Below are 14131 nucleotides of genomic sequence, written 5' to 3' on the forward strand. Positions count from 1 at the left end.
GTATAGTTATGCGGAGAAGTGTAAAGGTTTAAACGGAGGTCATAATGGTAACGCACCTGACATTACAGATAACAGCAACAGAAACCCGGATTTTTTCCTCAGAGGCCGGTGTGCAGCTCCCGCTCGGCGACAGTGTGATTGACGGGTTTGTTTTTCAGCACTCGCCGGTGACAGCTTATGAAGCGGAAGTGGCGATTGAGCATATTGAAAACCGGATTATCCCGGCACGGGCGGCATTGCCGGCGGGAGACCTGATTTTGCATTGCCCGGATCCGCGGCTAAACTATTTACTGACCGGTGATGAAGCGGATTTCTTATCCACAGAGGAAATAGAACGCGCGTTTAATGAGATCGTGAATGTCATCAGCGGCAGCCCGGTATCATCAACATCACTCCCTTCAGACAAACAATTCACGGCGTTTTTACTGATTATCCGTGAGATCACCCATCACTGGGGGCTGGCAGGTCTGATTCCGGAAGTCACCGGAAAAAATGATACGATTTAACATGTATACAAAATGACTCTTATCAAAATAAATTATAAAATTTGTATTATTATTTAGTCCCCGGGGCTGCTGCTCCGGCGATTGTATGATGACAGAGCAGAACAGATATGAGCATTACACTGATAAATAAGATTAAATCCGTTTCTTCCCGGTTTTCGGCCGGGTATTTCGGCATGGTCCTGGGGCTGATCGGCACCGGGATGGCATGGCGCTATGCAGCGGCTGAGCAGGGGTATCCGGCAATCATCGGCGAGGTGATTATTGGTGCCGGTTGTACGGTCTGGCTGGTGCTGATCTCTCTGTTTATTATCCGCAGTTTTTGTTTCCCGGAAAAAATGACCGACGAGTTCCGTCATCCGGTCGCCAGCGGGTTCTCTAGTCTGTTACCGGCAACCACTGTGCTGGTGGCGATGGGGCTGACACCATATTTCCCGCTGTTTTCCACCGGGTTGTTTGCCCTCGGCGCGGTAGCACAACTGTCTTACGCCGCGTGGCTGGTCGGCTCCCAGTGGAAAGGGGAATACCCGAAAGCGGCAACCACCCCGGTGCTCTATCTGCCGACTGTCGCCAATAATTTTATCTGTGCCATGGCGTGCGGCGCTCTCGGTTTTACCGACCTCGGTATTCTCTTCTTCGGTGCGGGAGTTTTCTCCTGGCTGAGTCTGGAACCGGCGATTCTGAAACGGATCCGCAGTGACGGGCTGATGGATGAAAAATCGCGCCTTTCTTTTGGTATTCAGCTGGCACCGGCACTGGTGGCATGCAGCGCCTACCTGGCGGTAAATCAGAATCACATTGATTTCTTTGCCAAAATGCTGCTCGGTTACGGGTTACTGCAACTGGTGTTTATGATCCGTCTCATCCCCTGGTTTACCCGGCAGGCATTTACCTTATCATTCTGGAGTTTTTCATTCGGTGTGTCGGCACTGGCGAAATCCTCTCTGAATATCAGTATGTCTTCAGATAATGAATTTATTCACCTGCTGGCATTCACTCTGTTTATCTTTTCCAACGCCTTTATCCTGTTGCTGGTGGTGAATTCGCTGCGTCTGCTGGTCAGAAAGCAAATCACCCGCGCCCGTATCCGCGAAGAGAATTAATGTTCAGCCGCCGTTTCCCGGCGGTTATCAATTTGATTATTTATTAACCACCATTCTCATAATGATATCTGCCCTGAAAACCGCCGGCGTCCCGCGATGTTCCGCATGGAGAGTGAACAGTTTCACAAAGTCATCAAAAACACCGTTATCAATCACATTTTATAACCCTGCTTCCCGCTAATCCGTCCTCTTGGTGTGGTTATTGCTTTATCTGTTAATACAGATTGCATGACAGCCATCTGTTCTCCACAAGAGTCCTAAATAAAACAGATAGTTATTAACAGAGTCAGATAGTCAAATTCACGTACAGGAGAGAAGAGATGTCTGATCAACAAAACACAGCATCTGATCTTATTTACCAGCTCGAAGATAAGCCCCCGTTTTTACAGGCGATTATTGGTGCCGTGACCCATCTGCTGGCCATTTTCGTTCCGATGGTCACACCGGCACTGATTGTCGGTACAGCCTTACAGTTATCGCCTGAGACCAATGCGTATCTTGTTTCCATGGCCATGATCGCCTCCGGTGTCGGCACCTGGCTGCAGGTAAACCGCTACGGCATGGTCGGTTCGGGGTTATTATCGATTCAGTCAGTTAACTTTTCATTTGTGACAGTGATGATTGCCATCGGAACCAGCATGCGGGCTGATGGTGTTGATGAAGAGCTGTTACTGTCCACTATCTTCGGTATCTCGTTTGCCGGTGCATTCTTAGTTGTGGGATCGTCTTTTATCCTGCCCTATCTGCGCCGTGTCATCACCCCGACAGTCAGCGGTATTGTGGTTCTGATGATCGGGCTGAGCCTGATAAAAGTCGGGATTATCGATTTCGGCGGCGGCTTCTCTGCCAAGTCCTCCGGTACCTTCGGCGATTATCAGAACATCGGTGTCGGGTTATTGGTTCTGCTGGTTGTTATCGGGTTTAACTGCTGTAAAAGCCCGCTGCTGCGTATGGGCGGGATCGCGATCGGGCTGATTGTCGGTTATATCTGCGCCCTGTTCCTGGGGATGGTGGATTTCAGTCAGATGAGCAAAGCCGCGTTTATCACGATCCCGGTGCCGTTCAAATATGGTTTCTCGTTTAACTTCGCCCACTTCCTGGTGGTCGCTATTATCTATCTGCTCAGTGTGCTGGAGGCAGTCGGTGACCTGACGGCAACCGCGCTGGTGTCCGGGCAGAAAATTCAGGGACCGGAATTCCAGTCCCGTCTGAAAGGCGGGGTAATGGCGGATGGTCTGGTATCTGTGGCGGCTTCCGCGATGAGTTCTCTGCCGCTGACCACCTTTGCCCAGAATAACGGGGTTATTCAGATGACCGGGGTGGCTTCCCGGCATGTCGGAAAAATCATTGCGGTTATCCTGGTAATCCTGGGGCTGTTTCCGGGGATCGGCTGGTTCTTTACGACGATTCCGGCACCGGTGCTCGGGGGAGCGATGACACTGATGTTCTCCATGATCGCCATTGCCGGGATCCGCATTATTTTGTCAAATGGTCTGCGCCGCCGCGAAACCCTGATTGTGGCGACCTCGCTGGGCCTGGGGTTGGGTGTTTCTTATGACCCGGCGGTTTTCCATGTCCTGCCGACATCCCTTTATGCACTGGCAGAAAACCCGATCTGTATGGGCGGTGTGACAGCTATTATTCTGAATTTAATTATTCCGATCAGTAAAGAAAAAGAACCGGATGATATTGAAGAATCGGTGAGGGAAGAAGAAGTTTAATCAGTACGGCCTGACAGCCCGCTTATCTTTGCGGGCTGTCAGTATTCGGACTTACCGGTGACTGAGTGCCAGCTTCACGGCAAAAAACATAAAAAGCCCGCCGGTCAGGCGATCCATCCACCGGATAAAGCGCCGGGATTTCAGCAGGCGTGAGGCGTAACCGGTCACTATAATCAGAGTCAATGACCAGAGCGTACCAATAACCACATGAATAGTGACGAGCAGAAATGTCCAGGCTATCAGTGGTTGTCCGGCAGGAATAAACTGCGGCAGGAAAGAGACATAAAATATCCCCATTTTCGGGTTCAGCACATTACCCAGCATTCCCCGGATAAACCAGTTACTTTGCGGAGCAGAAACATCCCTTTGTGTTGTGCTGAATGACTGGCGGGGGTGCAAAATTAATTGAATACCCAGCCAGAGCAGATAAAGTGCCCCGCACCATTTAACGATATCGTAAGCCGTGGCAGACGCGGCGAGCAGTGCACCGAGACCCAGCGCCACGAAAAGCCCCCGGATAAAACAACCCGCATCAATACCGAGAGCCGCCTGAAAGGCTTTTTTCCGCCTTCGGCCGCCGCGGTGCGTAATATCAGTGCGGTATCAAGACCCGGAGTCAGGGTTAACAGTAAAGCAGCGAGAGAGTAAGCAAGAAGGGCATCAGTTACGGACATTTTTTCAGCTCCGAAAGCACATTACAGTAGGGAAAAAACGGAGCCGGATCAAGTGCCGGATTAGTGTATTTCTCTGGTAACCCCGGTTTCCCGGAAAGAGCTAAAAAAGCGGTTTAACGATATTTTCCCAATAAGTATCAACTATCACGATAAGAGAAACGGCAAAGAAAAAATACGCTACCATGATTTTCCATACTTTTTTGAAGACAGTAACTGATTTACCAAATTTCCTGTTTTTCTGAACATCAGAGAGTTCTTTATACAAGTTTTCTTTTTCTTTATCTGACATTTTTTCACTGCGGATTTTTTGCAGCAGGCGTGTTTCAGTTTTTGTTGTATAACTGCTTTTTCCGGCTATTACGGCAAATTTTTCTATAAAAAATGCGGCCCCGATAAGGAACCCGATAAGCCGGAAATGCACATCGGGGACACCCCAGCAAGCCAGTGTTAATAATAAAGTCCATTCCCCGACTCTGGTTTTCTGTAAAGAATCCCACCAGTCAAACATCTCTTTTTTGTATAAAACAATGGCGTCCATTAATTCAATATATTGCGGAGAATGCTTATTACTGTTCATTTTGTCCTCATGAGTACCATTGAGTATTGTTCTGACAATAAAAAAGCCAGCGAATACAGGGTATCTGCTGGCTCGTTGATATGCTCTGATTTACTGTGAAGCGTTACTCAATGTTTTGAATCTGCTCACGCATCTGCTCGATCAGCACTTTTAGTTCAATCGCGGAACCGGTGATATCGGCATTGATGGATTTTGAGGCGAGGGTGTTAGATTCGCGGTTGAATTCCTGCATCATAAAGTCCAGACGGCGACCGACGGCCTCTTTTTTCTTCAGGATATTATGGGTTTCTTTCACATGGGCATCGAGGCGATCTAACTCTTCCGCCACGTCAATGCGCTGTGCCAGCAGGATCAGTTCCTGCTCGAGACGGTTCGGATCCACCTGGATTTGCGCATCGTCCAGTTTGCTCTGCAGACGTTCACGCTGCCATAACAGGATATCCGGCATCTGTGCACGGACTTTGCGGACTTCTTCGGTCACACCGTCGAGGCGCTGTTCGATTAAGGTCTTCAGTGCCGCACCTTCACGTTCACGGGCATCGATAAAGGCGGTGATGGTGTCATCGAGAGCGGCCAGCAGTTCTTCACTGATGGTGTCCAGATCCTGTTCCTGTGCGGACATCACACCCGGCCAGCGCAGAATTTCCAGCGGATTGATTTCCCCTTCGTGACTGTAGTTTTTAACCCAGTTTGCGGCAGCAACCAGCTGTTTTGCCAGGTCTTCATTCATATTCAGCCCGCTTTGCGCGTTGCTGCTCAGGTCAAAGCGGAGGTTACACTCAACTTTACCACGGGTCAGACGCTGGCGCAGACGCTCGCGGATCACCGGCTCCAGGCTGCGGAGTTGTTCCGGCAGGCGGATGTAGGTTTCAAGGTAGCGCTGGTTAACAGAGCGGAGTTCCCATGCGGCCGTGCCCCACGGGCGTTTGACTTCCTGACGGGCAAACGCGGTCATACTACGGATCATGATATCTGTCCTGTGATGGATTTATTGCTCTGATTATAGCGCTGTTATGGTGTTAAGGCATAGGCATTCACCGGTTTAAGCCGTATAATGCGCCCCCAACAGTTAACTGAACCGGAGAATCACTATGAGTCAGTCATCACGTCCCGCTGGCCGGGGAACAGACCAGGTGCGTCCTATTACTATCACCCGTCATTATACCAAACATGCCGAAGGCTCTGTGCTGGTGGAGTTCGGTGACACTAAAGTGTTATGTAATGCCTCCGTTGAAGAAGGTGTGCCGCGTTTCCTGAAAGGTCAGGGACAGGGCTGGATCACGGCCGAATACGGCATGCTGCCGCGCGCAACCAATTCCCGTAATGCCCGCGAAGCGGCCCGTGGCAAACAGACCGGCCGCACAATGGAAATCCAGCGCCTGATCGCGCGTTCACTGCGTGCTGCGGTTGATCTGACCAAACTGGGCGAGTTCACCATCACCCTCGACTGTGATGTTATCCAGGCTGACGGTGGTACCCGTACTGCAGCGATCAGCGGTGCCTGTGTGGCCCTCGCTGATGCGCTGAATCAGATGGTCGCAAAAGGCCAGCTGAAAGCCAGTCCGCTGAAATCCATGGTTGCTGCTGTTTCTGTCGGTATTGTGGACGGTGAGCCGCGTTGTGATCTGGAATATGTCGAGGATTCTGCGGCAGAAACCGATATGAATGTGGTCATGATTGATGACGGACGGATGATTGAAGTCCAGGGCACGGCAGAAGGCGCGCCGTTCAGTCATGATGAGTTGTTATCACTGCTGGCCCTCGCAAGGGGCGGGCTGGAAACCATTTTCACCGCCCAGAAGGCGGCATTAGAAAATTAATCAGAAGGCGACGTGATAGTCGCCTTTTTTATGCCTGTGATTCAGGCACGTTATCCGTCAATCAGAATCAGGAGATCCCGATGAAAGCTTATCAGCGCGAATTTATTGAACTTGCGATGAAAAAACAGGTACTGAAATTTGGTGAGTTTACGCTGAAGTCCGGCCGGAAAAGCCCGTATTTCTTCAATGCCGGGTTATTCAATACCGGGCGGGATTTGGCACTGCTCGGACGCTTTTATGCGGCAGCATTATGCGACAGCGGCGTGCAGTACGATGTCCTGTTCGGGCCGGCCTACAAGGGAATTCCGATTGCAACGACGACAGCTGTTGCACTGGCCGAGCATCATGATCTTGATATGCCGTACTGTTTTAACCGTAAGGAAGCCAAAGATCACGGGGAAGGCGGAACACTGGTCGGCAGCCCGCTGAACGGACGGATTGTGGTGGTGGATGATGTGATCACCGCCGGAACGGCGATCCGTGAGTCGATGGAAATCATCAGACAAAACAATGCCACGCTTGCCGGTGTGATGCTGAGTCTTGATCGTCAGGAAAAAGGCAAAGGCGAGTTATCGGCGGTTCAGGAAGTGGAGCGCGATTATGGTTGTCAGGTATTTTCCATTATCACGCTGAATGATTTAATCAGCTATCTGACGGAAGATCCGCAGATGGATAGCCATTTACAGGCTGTACGGGCTTATCGTGAGCAGTACGGGATTGAAATCTGAGCCGGACAGCAGGCAAAAAAAAGCCCTCGCCCAATAAAACGGGCGGGGTGAGTAGTTTAACTAAAAACGGTATTACTGAAGTTGTGCAAGGATCAGCGGCCAGCGGGCTTCAAATTCCTGTGTTGGCCGGTACTTAAATTCTGAGCGTACAAAACGGGACAGCATGCCTTCGCAAAAGGCGAGCAACTGAGATGCTAACAGGCTTTCGTCATAAGTAAAACCGCTGCCGTCACGGATTCGCTTTTCTTTTAAGACCTGACGCAACTGAGCTTCGATTCGTTCATACAACTGATTAATTCTGCTCTGTAATTTATCCTGCTCAAACATCAGTGCGTGACCGGTCATGATACGGGTCAGACCTGGGTTCTTTTCAGAGAATCCCAGAATCAGCATCAGAATCAGTTTTATCCGCGAGATAGTCTCTTTTTCATCCTGAAGGATGAGGTTTATCCGCGAAATCAGTGAGTCCTCAATAAATACGATCAGGCTGTCGAACATTTTTGTTTTGCTGGAAAAATGACGATAGAGCGCTGCTTCTGAAACACCCACACTGGCGGCAAGTTTGGCGGTTGTTATACGCTGACTGCCGTCACTGGACTCAAGCATCAGCGCAAGCGCCTGCAGGATCTCCTCGCGCCTGTTCTTCTTTTTTGTACTTTCTGCCATGTCAGATAAAACCCCTGCGTTAACGCAAAAACAAATCTGCCGACTGACAGCCGTACACCAGTACTGCTGTCAGAAAAGCGACGGAAATAACGGCGTTATTAGTATTATTGACGGCCTGAATGGCCAAATCCGCCGGCTCCGCGCTCACTTTCGGTAAATTCTTCAACAATATTGAATTCGGCCTGAACAACAGGAACGATAATCATCTGTGCGATACGCTCGCCCGGCTCAATTGTGAAGGTGGTATCGCCACGGTTCCAGACGGATACCATCAGCTGTCCCTGATAATCAGAGTCGATTAAGCCCACCAGGTTGCCGAGAACCACACCATGTTTGTGGCCGAGCCCGGAGCGTGGCAGTACCATTGCCGCCAGGGACGGGTCTGCAATATGGACAGCAAGGCCGGTCGGCAGTAACAGTGTCTGGCCCGGCTTCAGTTCAGTGGCTTCATCCAGGCAGGCCCGTAAATCCAGACCTGCAGAGCCCGGCGTGGCGTAGGCCGGTAACGGAAATTCCCCGCCGATGCGCGGATCAAGAATCTTAATGTCGATTTTTTTGGTCATAGTGTTTCAGTATTTCGTCCAGTAAATGGTGGCTGAGCTCTGATTTGCTCATGTTCGGTAAGCTGATATCGCCGGTATGCCAGTACAGATGCAGGGCATTGTTATCACTGTTAAACCCTTGGTTTTCAACAGAAACATCGTTGGCGCAAATCATATCGAGCTGCTTTTTCACCAACTTGCCGCGCGCGTATTCTTCCACATTTTGGGTTTCAGCTGCAAATCCAATCACAAATGGCCGGTTTTTTTCCAGTGCACCGACACCGGCTATCACATCCGGGTTTTTTACCATCGTGAAGGTGATTTCGTCGCCCTGTTTTTTAATTTTCTCAGGCGCAACCGCTTTGGCGCGGTAATCCGCGACGGCGGCACAGCCAATAAAAATATCCTGCTGCGGGGCTGTTTTTTGTGCGGCATCATTCATTTCACAGGCACTGCTGACATCAATACGTTTAACACCCGGTGGTGTCGGTAATGTGACAGGCCCGGCAATCAGCGTGACATCCGCGCCGCGTGCTGCGGCAGCTGCCGCAATGGCAAAACCCATTTTACCGGAGCTGTGATTGCTGATAAAACGCACCGGGTCGAGTGCTTCACGCGTCGGCCCTGCGGTAATGGCCAGACGGATGCCGGACATATCCTGTTTTTTACGGAAGTGCTGTTCTGCCCGTGAGACTATCTCTGACGGATCCAGCATGCGTCCCGGACCAATATCACCACAGGCCTGGCTGCCGCTGTCCGGCCCCCAGACGGTAAAACCGAGCTGTTCCAGGTGTGCGAGATTTTCCTGAGTGGTCTGTGCGCGGTACATCTGCTGGTTCATGGCCGGTGAAACGGCAATGGTGGCATCAGATGCCAGGCAGATAGTGGTGACCAGGTCATTTGCCATGCCGGCGCTCAGGCGGGCAATCAGATCGGCGGTGGCGGGCGCGAGAATAATGAGATCCGCCCATTTCCCCAGCTCGATATGACCCATTGCCGCTTCCGCAGCCGGATCAAGAACGCTTTCGGCTACCGGGAAGCCGGAAACGGCCTGGAGTGTCAGCGGGGTGATAAATGCGGTTGCCGCAGGTGTCATGGCGACACGGACAATGGCCCCCCGGTCACGCAGACGGCGGACAATCTCAGGGGCTTTATAGGCTGCGATACCACCACTGATACCCAGAACTATCTGTTTTCCTGTCAGTTCGGACATTGTGTTTTATCCAGTTATTTTTCGGAGATACGCGATTTTACCACAACACCGCCGTATAGGTAGGGTGCTGTGTATTTATCCAGCTAAATAATATTTTTTCTTCGGCGCGCCTCGCAAAAATGGCGTGTTTTATGCGGAAAAACCGCCGGAGCTGACATACTTTTTCCGGTGAAACAGGGAAACCGGCGGGGGAAAAATGGATAACATAACCGGAAATACGGCGCTGATGCCGAGAGAGAAACTGATTGCTTACGGCGCATCCGTTCTGAGTGATTCAGAATTGCTGGCTATTTTTTTGCGTACCGGCACTCGTGAGCGGCCGGTGCGGCAGTTTGCGGAGTATCTGCTGGAGGTTTTCGGGTCACTGCACCGGTTGCTGACAGCAGGGTATGAGGAATTTAAACCTCTGCACGGGATCGGGGACAGTAAGTTTTGCCAGATGCAGGCGATTGTTGAGTTGTCCCGGCGCTATTTCAGCAGTCAGTTTCAGGAAACACAATTTCTCAGCAGTGCCTGTACGGTAAAGGCCTATCTTAACCAGCAGATGGCCTGGCAGGAGCGGGAAGTCTTTGCTGTGCTTTTTCTCAACAATCAGAACCAGCTTATCCGTTATGAAGAGATGTTTTCCGGGACGGTAAACTGTGTGGAAGTCCATCCCAGAGAGATTTTGCGCCTGGCGCTTAAAGTGAATGCAGTTTCTGTGATTCTGGCGCATAATCACCCCTCCGGTAACGAAAACCCCAGCCGGGCTGACCGTCTGCTGACAAAAAAAATTGTTCAGGCATGTGAGCTGGTGGGGATTAACGTGTTGGATCACCTGATTATCGGGAAATTCAATATGTTTTCGTTTGCAGAACACGACCTGATCTGAGCAGTTTTTTTCTCAGAAACACACGATCTTTACTGTTCGGGTCTTGAGCGTTTGCACCGGAAAGCGTATACTACGCCACCTTTGAGGATCTTGGGTTTGGCGAGAAGAGCCTATCTCAGCATATTTTTGCTGGTTGACAGAGCAATTTCCCGGCGAGTCAAAAGTAAGCTGAGATGGGCTCCTAAGCCTGACGAGGCAGCCTCACCCAATACAAAGCTCGAGCTGATTAGATTTTTGGAGAATAGACATGTCCCGAGTCTGCCAAGTTACTGGCAAGCGTCCGATGAGCGGTAACAACCGTTCTCACGCATTAAATGCGACCAAACGTCGTTTTCTGCCGAACCTGCACTCTCACCGTTTCTGGGTTGAGTCTGAAAAACGTTTCGTGACTCTGCGTGTATCTGCTAAAGGTATGCGTATCATTGATAAAAAGGGTATCGAAGCTGTTTTAGCTGATTTACGTACCCGCGGTGAGAAGTACTAAGGAGCTGAAAAATGGCTAAAGGTATTCGCGAAAAGATCAAACTGGTTTCTTCTGAAGGTACAGGTCACTTCTATACCACTACGAAGAACAAACGTACTATGCCTGAAAAACTGGAAATGAAAAAATTCGATCCGGTTGTTCGTAAGCATGTAATGTACAAAGAAGCAAAAATTAAGTAATTTCTGCTTCCTGATTGAAAAAACCCGGCTCCGGCCGGGTTTTTTATTGGAAAGCGGATAAGAAGGTATCAGCAGTATATGTTATGATTTATAATTAGAACAAAGAGTTATATTTACAATTAATGTTGGTTAATATAGTAAACTATCTTACTGAAAAAGAGCAGGGTATACTTCAGCATATCAAAACGGATGTATCAGGTGAACGCATGAAAATTGTTACAGTATTAAAATCCGGAGGGGACTACAATGAAAACCATGTACGGTGGCTATATAGTCAGCTACCTGAGGGTTATGAAAAAGTATGCCTTACCGATCTTTCTATTCCTGGTATTCAAACGATTAAGCTAAGTAAAAACCTGCCGGGATGGTGGTCTAAGATAGAGATGTTTGACCCGGATAAAATACAGGATGATATTTTTTATTTGGATCTTGATATGGTTATCTTAGAAGATATTAGTGAATTACTGTCTAACAAACAATTGACTATGTTGAGTGACTTTTTTTTCCCTGAGAAGACTAAAAACTCAGCAATTATGTATATCCCTCATGATGAAAAATATAAAGTATGGGAAAGTTTTAATCGTTATCCGGATCTTTTTATGAAAAGATATAAAGAGGGAGGAGACCAGGAGTTCATTAATAAAATATATCCTCATGCAAAAACATGGCAAGAATTGTACCCGGGTAAAATTGTCAGCTATAAAAAACATGTTGTGAAAAAATCTAAAAAAAATGAGCATGCAACCGGAAATGGAGATATTCCACAAGGTACAAAAATTGTTTGTTTTCATGGGAAGCCCCGGCCATGGAGTTGTGGTGAAAAATGGGTCCCTGAGTTGATTATTAAATAATGTGGATGAAACATGTTAAAGCTCAATAAGATTTTTTCACCATTTTTTTTATTGTGTTTTCTTATCCTGACGTCTGCATTGGCATTACCGGATAAAATAGTAGGCAGGAATTTATTTTATACTTCTACTGTGTTTTTAATTATTTCATATATTTTAAATTATAAAAAGATAGTAATTAAAAAGGAAAGTATACTATTGTTTTTATCATTTTTAGCTGTCTCTGTTAGTCAGTTTACATGGGTCAAGTTATATCCGCCAGTATCTTCTGAATATATAATGGCTAATTCTAATTACCCAAGAACGGCGCTGTATTTATTTATTGGGTCATTTATAGTATTACTATCTCCCTCATTGTTAAATCTGGTTCAATATAATAAAAAAAATTGTAAAATCATTATTTATATCGCGCTCGTTTCATTGTTTTACATGGGAGGGAAAGGGTTGTTTTATATGATCTCTGATCCTACAGGAAGACTAAGGATTAGCAGTGCTGCGACAATTTCCGCATACTTATTTATGCTACAAAGCCTATTTACATTATACATTGTAAATATAATTTCTTTCAGAAACAATATTCTTTATATTAGTATTATTTTTATTTTCTCATTTATTGTTATTTTATGTACACAAACAAGAACGGTCATTATTCTTTATCCAATCTTAGTTTTATTATTTTTTATAGTAAACAAACAATTTTCATTTAAGAAACTAATATTTAGTGGAGTGATGATAGTTGCATTAGGATATCTATTCATTGGATACGTTTTTCAAAGTGTCGAAGACAGAATGTATAGTGCGTATCATGAAATTTCAGGTTATAGTGAAAACAATAATAGCTCTTTTGGTGCCCGGATAACCATGTGGAAGTCAGGACTGCATGCTGCAAAGATGCATCCGACAGGGCAGAGTATTGATAGCCGTTTACAGGAAGTAAATGAATATATATCACAGCATGAAAATGGAAATCCGGAAGCAATACGGAATCTAACCTATCATCTTCATAATGACATTATCGAAAGTGCTTCACTACAGGGTATCTGGGGTGTTATGGCACTCATCTTTTTATTTATATCGATGAATATATTTTTTTACTATAAAGGCACCTGGTTGAGTGCATTTCCATTACTTATTTTAGCAGTGAGTGGAGTAAGTATGGTTGATACACTTTTTATCGATGATAGATTTATTATTATGTTTTGTATTTTAACAGTATTATTTACTACAAGAATAAAGTCAAAATCATGAAGAAACGAGGGTGGTGAAATCACCCTCTACTTTTTAAATAATAATTAAAATCATACTTTTTAAAAATAGAATCAGGTATAGAACTTACTGATGATAAGTTTATTATGGATATGTTTTTTTTGTCGAGTATAGACCCGGCAAGTGACATGGCTGGAATGATAATATCAAATAATTTGTTACTAAGATATGAAGGTGCTTTATTATCATTATTTTCATAAAACCGTGGCTTTTCGAAATTATTCATATCTAAACCAGCTATTAATATTTCATTAAATCCGATAAATGGTAATATCTGTAATGACCAGTAAGAAACTGTTCCTGCATCAAATATCCCTTTTCTGATATCTGATGAAAAAGCGATATCTTTAAATGAGTCATTGAAGTAGATGTTTTCCATGCCCCTATATTTTTCAGGAGTGGTTTTTTCTTCATATGTTTTAAAAAGAGCATCTTCTATAAGAGCGAGCTTACAGTACACATTAATTCCATATCTGTCAAAAATCCTTTTCATACCATGTATAGTCGTGAATAACGTAATTTTTTTGTCAAAAACGATTGATTCTACGAGGCTTATATTATTGTCAAAAAAAGCCATATCAACGATTGTATACAATGAAAAATTGACTTTGTCAGCCAGATGATAGGCGCCATTTACGCCCATTACATGCATACTTTCCGGAATAAGTGAGGTATCTATATTTTTTATTGAAGGACCGGTAGCCAGTAATAAAACAGTACCACAGTAATAATCTTTAAGGTCACTTAATGTGTTGATAGCAATCGATTTTTTCCGGTAAGTTAATTTTGATATTTCACCGGTTTCTGATCTGGTTATTTTAAAATAAGGCCAAATGTTTTCATTATGCCGATATGAGCGTCGATGCGTATATCTGTATAGCTGCTTGAAAAAAACTCTCATAATCTATGACCATTTTAAGATATTAATGATTGATA

The 14131-nt window shown here is 46.4% G+C and carries 16 protein-coding genes and 1 pseudogene; 10 read left to right on the forward strand and 7 right to left on the reverse strand.

Annotation, left to right across the window (positions count from 1 at the left end):
• The first annotated feature begins 44 nt into the window (after positions 1–44).
• From AB7038_RS11600 to AB7038_RS11610, 3 genes are all read left to right on the forward strand, one after another.
• A complete protein-coding gene (locus AB7038_RS11600; RefSeq protein WP_368889568.1) occupies positions 45–506 on the forward strand; it encodes a hypothetical protein in 462 nt (153 codons plus the stop codon).
• A 107-nt stretch (positions 507–613) separates the two neighbouring features.
• Positions 614–1606 carry a dicarboxylate transporter/tellurite-resistance protein TehA gene (gene tehA / locus AB7038_RS11605; RefSeq protein WP_368889567.1) on the forward strand — a complete coding sequence of 331 codons (993 nt, stop codon included), beginning with the start codon at positions 614–616 and terminating at the stop codon, positions 1604–1606.
• A gap of 320 nt (positions 1607–1926) precedes the next feature.
• Positions 1927–3327, forward strand: coding sequence for a nucleobase:cation symporter-2 family protein (locus tag AB7038_RS11610; RefSeq protein ID WP_123569609.1), 1401 nt, complete (start codon positions 1927–1929; stop codon positions 3325–3327).
• 51 nt (positions 3328–3378) lie between these two features.
• Here the strand turns inward: AB7038_RS11610 and AB7038_RS11615 are convergent.
• The 3 genes and pseudogenes from AB7038_RS11615 to AB7038_RS11625 all read right to left on the reverse strand — a co-directional run bounded on the left by AB7038_RS11615 (position 3379) and on the right by AB7038_RS11625 (position 5545).
• Positions 3379–4001 (reverse strand): annotated as a pseudogene (locus AB7038_RS11615) (LysE family translocator).
• Between the two features lie 100 nt (positions 4002–4101).
• Positions 4102–4578, reverse strand: coding sequence for a hypothetical protein (locus tag AB7038_RS11620; RefSeq protein WP_369453359.1), 477 nt, complete (start codon positions 4576–4578; stop codon positions 4102–4104).
• Between the two features lie 103 nt (positions 4579–4681).
• The gene (locus tag AB7038_RS11625) at positions 4682–5545 is read right to left on the reverse strand and encodes a YicC/YloC family endoribonuclease (protein WP_368889556.1); all 864 of its coding nucleotides are present in this window, start codon (positions 5543–5545) and stop codon (positions 4682–4684) included.
• 124 nt (positions 5546–5669) lie between these two features.
• On the opposite strand from AB7038_RS11625, the gene rph reads away from it, so the two are divergent.
• Together rph and pyrE are read left to right on the forward strand one after the other, a co-directional pair.
• Positions 5670–6398, forward strand: a complete 729-nt coding sequence (gene rph / locus AB7038_RS11630; protein ID WP_072871569.1) for a ribonuclease PH — start codon at positions 5670–5672, stop codon at positions 6396–6398.
• 80 nt (positions 6399–6478) lie between these two features.
• The gene (pyrE, locus tag AB7038_RS11635; RefSeq protein WP_368889555.1) at positions 6479–7126 is read left to right on the forward strand and encodes an orotate phosphoribosyltransferase; all 648 of its coding nucleotides are present in this window, start codon (positions 6479–6481) and stop codon (positions 7124–7126) included.
• A gap of 72 nt (positions 7127–7198) precedes the next feature.
• Here the strand turns inward: pyrE and slmA are convergent, their stop codons facing one another.
• The 3 genes from slmA to coaBC all read right to left on the reverse strand — a co-directional run bounded on the left by slmA (position 7199) and on the right by coaBC (position 9547).
• Positions 7199–7792, reverse strand: a complete 594-nt coding sequence (gene slmA, locus AB7038_RS11640) for a nucleoid occlusion factor SlmA (protein ID WP_004236671.1) — start codon at positions 7790–7792, stop codon at positions 7199–7201.
• Between the two features lie 104 nt (positions 7793–7896).
• The gene (gene dut, locus AB7038_RS11645) at positions 7897–8355 is read right to left on the reverse strand and encodes a dUTP diphosphatase (RefSeq protein WP_004236669.1); all 459 of its coding nucleotides are present in this window, start codon (positions 8353–8355) and stop codon (positions 7897–7899) included.
• Entirely contained in the window at positions 8333–9547 is a 1215-nt protein-coding gene (gene coaBC, locus AB7038_RS11650) for a bifunctional phosphopantothenoylcysteine decarboxylase/phosphopantothenate--cysteine ligase CoaBC (protein WP_368889554.1), read from the reverse strand. Before coaBC ends, dut begins: the two co-directional genes overlap by 23 nt.
• Before the next feature lie 196 nt (positions 9548–9743).
• On the opposite strand from coaBC, the gene radC reads away from it, so the two are divergent.
• From radC to AB7038_RS11675, 5 genes are all read left to right on the forward strand, one after another.
• Positions 9744–10418, forward strand: coding sequence for a RadC family protein (radC, locus tag AB7038_RS11655; RefSeq protein WP_368889553.1), 675 nt, complete (start codon positions 9744–9746; stop codon positions 10416–10418).
• A 247-nt stretch (positions 10419–10665) separates the two neighbouring features.
• Positions 10666–10902, forward strand: coding sequence for a 50S ribosomal protein L28 (gene rpmB, locus AB7038_RS11660; RefSeq protein ID WP_015422374.1), 237 nt, complete (start codon positions 10666–10668; stop codon positions 10900–10902).
• An 11-nt stretch (positions 10903–10913) separates the two neighbouring features.
• A complete protein-coding gene (gene rpmG, locus AB7038_RS11665) occupies positions 10914–11081 on the forward strand; it encodes a 50S ribosomal protein L33 (protein ID WP_004236665.1) in 168 nt (55 codons plus the stop codon).
• A 206-nt stretch (positions 11082–11287) separates the two neighbouring features.
• The gene (locus AB7038_RS11670; protein ID WP_369453360.1) at positions 11288–11932 is read left to right on the forward strand and encodes a hypothetical protein; all 645 of its coding nucleotides are present in this window, start codon (positions 11288–11290) and stop codon (positions 11930–11932) included.
• Positions 11933–11944: 12 nt separating this feature from the next.
• Complete coding sequence (locus AB7038_RS11675) at positions 11945–13177, forward strand: O-antigen ligase family protein (protein WP_369453361.1); 1233 nt, start codon at positions 11945–11947, stop codon at positions 13175–13177.
• Between the two features lie 19 nt (positions 13178–13196).
• Here AB7038_RS11675 and AB7038_RS11680 read toward each other — a convergent pair whose 3' ends face one another.
• On the reverse strand, positions 13197–14096 hold the full coding sequence (locus tag AB7038_RS11680) for a sugar glycosyltransferase (RefSeq protein WP_369453362.1): 900 nt from the start codon (positions 14094–14096) through the stop codon (positions 13197–13199).
• Between the last annotated feature and the right edge of the window lie 35 nt (positions 14097–14131).

Origin of the sequence: Morganella morganii, from assembly GCF_041099235.1 — a bacterium.
Lineage (GTDB): Bacteria > Pseudomonadota > Gammaproteobacteria > Enterobacterales > Enterobacteriaceae > Morganella > Morganella morganii_E.